The organism is Tepidimonas charontis (assembly GCF_007556685.1).
GTDB classification, from domain to species: Bacteria; Pseudomonadota; Gammaproteobacteria; order Burkholderiales; family Burkholderiaceae_C; genus Tepidimonas; species Tepidimonas charontis.
On record NZ_VJON01000123.1, the window covers coordinates 1 to 526 of the forward strand.

Annotated in this window: 1 pseudogene; it reads left to right on the top strand. The window is 59.1% G+C overall.

The window, feature by feature from the left end:
* Positions 1-168: 168 nt before the first annotated feature.
* A pseudogene (locus Tchar_RS14350) lies at positions 169-405 on the top strand (hypothetical protein).
* Positions 406-526: the final 121 nt, after the last annotated feature.

The window sequence follows — 526 nt, forward strand, 5'->3', positions numbered from 1 at the left end:
CAAGAGTTACCGCCTCAAGGAGGCCGCCGCTCGCATCGTCAACAGCCCTGAACCGTCATAATCCAGCTGTCCTGCCTGGAGCAGTTTGACCGGCCATAAGTGGAGCATTTTGGGGTGGCCATCGGGGTCCTGTACATGAACCCTGTTTCGTCAAAGGAGGCTTGAACGATGAGTTGTACCTATCTCACGACTGACGAGCTGGCCCGGCGGATCAAGTACGACCCGCGCACGATACGCAACCGGCTCAAAGACAGCGTCTTGCTGGAGGGGCGGCACTACATCCGACCTTTCGGCGGGCGCAAGACGCTCTACATCTGAGAGCACATCGAGGCCGACATGGCCAAGGCGTCACAGAACGATGCCTTCGCGATTCCGCTGCTGGGGGGAGGTGCCATCTATGGCTAGGGAAGGTCTGCAAAACCTCCCCACCTGACTGCCGGGATGGGACAATAGCGACATGAAGCAGATGAGTCTTCAGGCGCCGATGTATACGGGCTTTGAGCTGCGCACCAAGCGCACCCGCAAG